This is a genomic window from Arthrobacter sp. (assembly GCF_031179985.1).
In the GTDB taxonomy this organism is placed as follows: domain Bacteria; phylum Actinomycetota; class Actinomycetes; order Actinomycetales; family Micrococcaceae; genus Arthrobacter.
Genome location: NZ_JAPSHJ010000094.1, coordinates 1 through 5981, shown reverse-complemented (window position 1 = coordinate 5981; position 5981 = coordinate 1). Strand labels below are relative to the sequence as shown.

At 63.6% G+C, this 5981-nt stretch carries 9 protein-coding genes; 7 read left to right on the top strand and 2 right to left on the bottom strand.

Going from position 1 to position 5981, the window contains the following annotated elements:
- The first annotated feature begins 153 nt into the window (after positions 1-153).
- The 3 genes from RIN13_RS20070 to RIN13_RS20060 all read left to right on the top strand — a co-directional run bounded on the left by RIN13_RS20070 (position 154) and on the right by RIN13_RS20060 (position 2061).
- Positions 154-357 carry a hypothetical protein gene (locus tag RIN13_RS20070; protein ID WP_309109074.1) on the top strand — a complete coding sequence of 68 codons (204 nt, stop codon included), beginning with the start codon at positions 154-156 and terminating at the stop codon, positions 355-357.
- 232 nt (positions 358-589) lie between these two features.
- Positions 590-721, top strand: a complete 132-nt coding sequence (locus tag RIN13_RS20065; RefSeq protein WP_309109073.1) for a hypothetical protein — start codon at positions 590-592, stop codon at positions 719-721.
- A gap of 53 nt (positions 722-774) precedes the next feature.
- Positions 775-2061: a GNAT family N-acetyltransferase gene (locus RIN13_RS20060; protein WP_309109075.1), complete on the top strand. Its 1287-nt coding sequence runs from the start codon at positions 775-777 to the stop codon at positions 2059-2061.
- Positions 2062-2161: 100 nt separating this feature from the next.
- On the opposite strand, the gene RIN13_RS20055 is transcribed toward RIN13_RS20060, so the two are convergent.
- Together RIN13_RS20055 and RIN13_RS20050 are read right to left on the bottom strand one after the other, a co-directional pair.
- The gene (locus tag RIN13_RS20055) at positions 2162-2659 is read right to left on the bottom strand and encodes an SRPBCC domain-containing protein (RefSeq protein WP_309109072.1); all 498 of its coding nucleotides are present in this window, start codon (positions 2657-2659) and stop codon (positions 2162-2164) included.
- Positions 2660-2673: 14 nt separating this feature from the next.
- Positions 2674-3024, bottom strand: a complete 351-nt coding sequence (locus RIN13_RS20050; RefSeq protein WP_309109071.1) for a metalloregulator ArsR/SmtB family transcription factor — start codon at positions 3022-3024, stop codon at positions 2674-2676.
- Positions 3025-3190: 166 nt separating this feature from the next.
- Here RIN13_RS20050 and RIN13_RS20045 point away from each other — a divergent pair, with 166 nt between their 5' ends.
- The 4 genes from RIN13_RS20045 to RIN13_RS20030 form a co-directional block, all read left to right on the top strand.
- Positions 3191-4339, top strand: a complete 1149-nt coding sequence (locus tag RIN13_RS20045; protein WP_309109070.1) for a zinc-dependent alcohol dehydrogenase — start codon at positions 3191-3193, stop codon at positions 4337-4339.
- A 30-nt stretch (positions 4340-4369) separates the two neighbouring features.
- Positions 4370-4939, top strand: a complete 570-nt coding sequence (locus RIN13_RS20040) for a hypothetical protein (protein WP_309109069.1) — start codon at positions 4370-4372, stop codon at positions 4937-4939.
- Positions 4940-5025: 86 nt separating this feature from the next.
- A complete protein-coding gene (locus tag RIN13_RS20035) occupies positions 5026-5568 on the top strand; it encodes a TspO/MBR family protein (protein WP_309109068.1) in 543 nt (180 codons plus the stop codon).
- A gap of 12 nt (positions 5569-5580) precedes the next feature.
- Positions 5581-5981: NUDIX domain-containing protein (locus RIN13_RS20030; RefSeq protein ID WP_309109067.1), on the top strand; the 401-nt coding region annotated here is incomplete at its 3' end.

Below are 5981 nucleotides of genomic sequence, written 5' to 3'. Positions count from 1 at the left end.
AAAAAAATTAAAACCCGATCTGGTGGATGCAACGAGGCCACACCAGTGAGCTCAGCTGAGCTTCACAGGTCTCCGACCGTTTCCGGATTGACCTGTTCCGGGCTTCGCGCCGAGGCAAAGCCCATAACCGAATCATGAATGAGGCACCGAATAATGACGTTCGAAACCACTGACTCCGTAACGCTGAAGATCTGGGACCGGTCCGCTATCGACCACACTCTGGACACCGTCGTACAGGACCTTTCCGCCCGGGCCAACGCTCCGCGCCACAGCATTGCGGTCACCTGCAGCGGACCCAACACTTTCACGGTCAGCCTGAACCGCAACGCCCCGACCTTCGAGGAAGTTACGCGCTAGAAACTGAAAACGACGACGGCGGGAGACTTCCCGCCGTCGTCATTTTTAAGCCCCAAAGGCGGCGCCGCCACCGGTGACACACCGGAGAAAAACGTCGGTTTTTCTGATCTTTAACGTTCAGATGTCATCGCTTTTTCTTATGTGATTTTCCTTTCATACTGGACAGAACTTATGACGGCGGAAGGCCGGTTCCAGCTTCCGTCGTGCACTCCGATTCGAAGGCGACGGATTTATGACTACCCTGACTTCCACCCCCGCGGCCACGGCACAGCAGGCCTCCCCCGTCGCAGTCCTTCCGGCGGAGGACCTCGACTGCAATGCCTCGGGCGACTGCTTCTACTGCGCCTGCCCGGAGACCGACTGATGACGGCAACCGCAGCAACCCCAACAACAGCAGCAACCGGAGCCAGGCCAGGCATTCAGCCCTGGAGCGTCCGTGACTTCCACACAGACGACCTCGACCAGCTCATCGGCGTCTGGCAGGACTCCAGAACACCCGGCGCGCACCCGGTCTACAGCCTCTCCGAGATCATCGACGCCTGCTCCAATGGAGTGGCCGTGGTCGCCGCAAGGGAAGGAAAAGTCGTGGGGGCGGCCGCCTGCAGAATCCACGATGGCCGCGCCTGGATCATCCTCCTCGCCCAGGATCGGCAGTGGCGGGAACAGGGGCTGGGAAGCGCCCTCCTCGCGGGCATGGAGGACAGGCTCACAAGCCAGGGCATACGGCGGATCTCTGCCCTCCTGCCCGCTTCCGAAACCAGGGTTCGCGCCTTCCGCAACAGCGAATACCGCGTTGAGGAGGACCTGCACTACTTCGAGCGGACCATCCCGCTCCAGCCACGCGAGATGGGGCCGCTGAGCCAGCTCGGCGGCCGGCTCCTCCCCCACGGGCTGTGGGACGCGCTGGCCGGCATGCAGCGTGAAAAGGACCTGATCGAACAGCGCCTGATCCTGCCGCTGGCGCGCACAGAACTCGCCAAATCCCTGGGCGTGACGCCGCCGCGTTCCGTGGTCCTGTTCGGCCCTCCCGGCACAGGAAAGACCACATTCGCCAAGGCCGTGGCCTCACGCCTTGACTGGCCTTTCGTCGAGGTCTTCCCGTCCCGCCTAGCCTCCGACCCCCAGGGCCTCGCCGGTGCGCTGCGGCAGGTGTTTCAGGAGATCAGCCGCCTCGAGCACGCCGTCGTGTTCATCGACGAGGTGGAAGAAATCGCCTCCGCCCGCACCGGGGAGGCAACATCGCCGCTGCAGGGCGTCACCAATGAGCTCCTCAAGATCATTCCGGCGTTCAGGGAGAAGGAGGGCCGGCTCCTGATCTGCGCCACCAACTTCATCCGCTCGCTGGACAAGGCCTTCCTTCGCCACGGCCGCTTCGACTACGTGATCCCGATCGGCCCGCCGGACCTCGAAGCCCGCAGGGCCATCTGGCACCGCTACATTCCGCCCGCAGTGTCGCCGCAGATCGACCTGGATGCCCTGGCCCTCGCCAGCGAGCGCTTCTCCCCCGCGGACATCGAGTTTGCGGCCAGAAAGGCTTCCCAGCAGGCCCTCGAACGGGCCGTGCAGGCCCCGCAGGCGGTGCCGGAGGACGAGGCCCTAACCACCGGGGACTATCTGCAGGCCATCGAGGGGACCCGCGCCACCGTCACCGAGCCGGTAGTGAAGGACTTCCTGGAGGACATCGAGCGGATCGCCAGGGTTTAGGGGAACAGCTCCGTTGGCAGAACCAAGGCGAGGGTACGACGGCGGGAGGTTCCCGCCGTCGTACCCTCGCCTTTGGTGCCCCTTGACTTGGGTGGCTTGATCAGGCGTGGGAGTGCTCGGCAAGGATGCCGTCGATCTGGCCGGCGGCCTCCTGCATTCCCTCCTCCATGCCCATCTCCAGCATCTTGTCCATTTGCTCTTCGGACTCGAAGACGGAGTTGACCGTCATGCGCGTGCGTCCGCCGATATCCTCGAGCATCACGGACGCGTGAGTCGTGCCCATAGCTTCGACCGGTGCACCGTCCTCGTCGGCGAACCCGTCGTCAAACTCGAGGCGGTACGGCGGCTGGATGTCCGTGATGCGCCACCAGCCGCCGGCCCTTTCACCCTCCGGACCGGTCATGTAGTAGGAAGCCTCTCCGCCGGGCGTGAATTCATGCTTCTCAAAAGTGGCGGGCCAGGTGGGCGGGCCCCACCAGCGCTCCAGCTGCCGCGGGTCCTCCCATATCTGCCAGACCCGCTCAACGCTGGCGTCAAACTCGGCGACGAGGGTGAAGCTCAGCGCCTCGACGTTCTTGGTCGAACTGATAACCGTCATTGCGGAACCACTTTCTAATCTTCAGTGCGGATCTTTTCTTCATTGAGGATGTCTGCGATCCGTTCGGCGCGCTGCCGCCAGATCGCTTCGAACTCATCAAGCAGCCGCCGGGCCTTCTGCAGTCCTTCCTGGTTGCCCCGCACGATCTGCTCCCTTCCGCGCTTCTCTTTGGAGACGAGAGACGCGCGCTCCAATACCGCCACATGTTTTTGAACGGCGGCGAAACTCATGGCGTAGAGGGCAGCAAGACCGGACACCGAATATTCATCCACTGCCACGCGGCGCATAATGTCCCGGCGCGTGGCATCGGCGAACGCCTGGAACAGACGGTCTAGCTCCGCATCGCCCACCTTATCTACAACCATTTGGTTGTAGGATAGGACGGCCTTGGACGGGTGTCAACGGGCTATTGCTTCAACCGGGACGCGGTGCTGCGGCACAAATGACAGCGGCCTCCCGAAAGACCTTGACCTCCGCCCGCTCCTGATGGAACGCTGTCACCTCTGGCAGATATCCTCCTAAGGGGCATTCATGCGGGCAATGGTGTACCGCGGACCGTACAAGATCCGCGTTGAAGAAAAAGATATTCCTAAAATCGAACATCCGAATGACGCCATTGTGCGGGTTTCCCTCGCCGCCATCTGCGGGTCCGACCTGCACCTCTACCACGGAATGATGCCCGATACGCGGGTGGGCATGACGTTCGGTCACGAATTCGTGGGCGTGGTCCATGAAGTCGGATCCTCCGTCCAGAATTTGAAGGTCGGGGACCGGGTCATGGTGCCGTTCAACATTTTCTGTGGCTCCTGCTATTTCTGTTCGCGCGGCCTCTATTCGAATTGCCACAACGTGAACGCGAACGCGACGGCGGTGGGCGGCATTTACGGGTACTCCCACACCTGTGGCGGGTACGACGGCGGCCAGTCTGAGTTTGTACGCGTCCCCTTCGCCGACGTCGGGCCGTCGCTCATTCCCGAATGGATGGATGAGGAGGACGCGGTGCTGCTGACCGACGCGTTGGCCACCGGCTACTTCGGCGCCCAGCTGGGTGACATAACCGAAGGCGATACCGTGGCGGTGTTCGGTGCCGGTCCGGTAGGCCTGTTCGCCGCGAAGTCTGCCTGGCTGATGGGCGCCGGCCGGGTCATCGTGGTCGACCATTTGGAGTACCGGCTGGAGAAGGCCCGCAGCTTCGCCCACGCCGAGACGTACAACTTCCGGGAGTACGACGACATCGTGGTGCAACTGAAGAAAGCCACGGACCATTTCGGGGCCGACGTCGTGATCGATGCGGTGGGGGCCGAAGCGGACGGCAGCTTCCTGCAGCACGTCAGTTCCTCGCAACTGAAGCTGCAGGGCGGGTCGCCCGTGGCCCTGAACTGGGCCATCGATTCCGTGCGCAAGGGCGGAACTGTATCCGTCATGGGCGCCTACGGGCCGATGTTCAGCGCGGTGAAATTCGGCGACGCCGTCAACAAGGGACTGACTCTCCGGATGAACCAGTGCCCGGTCAAGCGGCAGTGGCCACGGCTGTTCGAGCACATCCGTAACGGCTACCTCAAGCCCAGCGACATCGTGACCCACCGCATCCCACTGGAGCACATCGCCGAGGGTTACCACATGTTCTCCGCCAAGCTGGACAACATCATCAAACCGCTCATCGTGCCCAACGCCGGCTGACGCTGCCCGATCGAAAAGGAGCTACCTGACGTGCCTTACACAGCAGACAAGCCGCAGCCCAAGGAGTCCAGAGAACAGCTGCGGGCCCGGATCCCGGGATGGGGTGCGGACCTCGACCCGAAGGACCGTCCGTCGTATCCCCGGGAACAGCCGGGCATCGAAACCGGCGCCCACTGGGACTTTCCCGAGCGCCAGCCGGAGAGCTGGCCGCGTGAGCTGTCCATCGAGCACAAGTTCCTCACTCCCGTGTTCGGCACGTCCACGCCGCCCTCGGGGTTCTCCGGCGTAATGCGGAAGTACGCCTACAAGTACAGCGAAGGCCGCGCGGCGCACTGGCTGATCCTGTTGGCGGCAGACCGCGTGAACGCCTGGGAAAGCCATCTCCGCTCCTTCACGACCCTCCGTCCGGACAACCCGGTCACGGAAACCGGCGTGCTCAGCGAATTCTCCGGTCACGGTGTGGGCTCCAGGTTTGGCCGGAAACGCGCGGACCTGAGCCACCAGTGGCTCGACCCGGTGGTTGTTGGTGCCCCGTGGGTTCTTGCCGGCGCCGGCGCTGTGGCCGCACTGCGGGCCCTCCGGCTGAGGCGGCGCCGCTGACGGCTGCATACGGTCCGGTGCGGACTGGCCGTGGGAAGCACCGCCTCCGTTTGACGGCGACACCCTTGATTGTCCACAGTGAAGCAGTGCGGTCCAACCTTGAAGACAGTTTCCTGACATCCCCGCCAGCGCGCGAACGGGGCTGGACAGGGCAGGCTGCTGCGCTGGCCGGCTTTCTCGCGGCGTCGTGGACTGTGTCGCTGCTGGGTTCCCTGCCGATCAGGCTGCACGGCGGCGGCTGGTATGCGGCCGCCGAGAAGGCGCCCTGGACCCCGCCGGGGTGGATGTTTACCGCTGTCTGGTTGACGCTGTATGCCGCCATGGCTGTTGCAGCCTGGCTTGTGTGGCGGCAGCGGAGGTTTCCCCGCCGCAGCGCGCTCCGGATCTATGCGCTACAGCTGGCGCTGAACCTGGCTTGGCCGCCGGTGTTTTTCGGCCTGTACCCCATGCTGGGAGTTGCGGCCCTCTGGCTGGCGCTTCTGGTTCTCACGGCACTCACAGTTACGGCGATCCTGACGGTTCTGCGTTTTGGCCCTATCAGCACGGTGGCCGGCGTGCTGATGCTGCCGAACGTTTCGTGGATTGTATTCTCGGGAAGCCTCAACCTTTATGCGGCGCTGAACAACTAACGTGGAGGGCATATGACAGTTCGCAGCGCCGGCATTCTGCTGTACCGGCGGCGCCCGGAGGCACAGCTGGAGGTATGGATCGCCCACATGGGCGGGCCCTTCTGGGCCGGCAAGGATGCCCGCGCCTGGTCGATCCCGAAAGGAATCTATCTCGACAGCGAGGATCCGCTGGTGGCCGCGCTGCGGGAGTTTGCCGAGGAAATGGGGACGCCGGCTCCCCAGGCCGACTACTTGGAGCTGGGCGCCTTCAGGCAACCTTCGGGCAAGGTCATCACCGCATTCGCCGCCGAGTCGGACTTCCGGCCAAAGCAGATCACCAGCAACACGTTTCCGTTGGAGTGGCCCAAGGGCTCCGGTGTTGTCCGTGAGTATCCGGAAATCGATGACGCCAGGTGGTTCAGTGAGTCCGATGC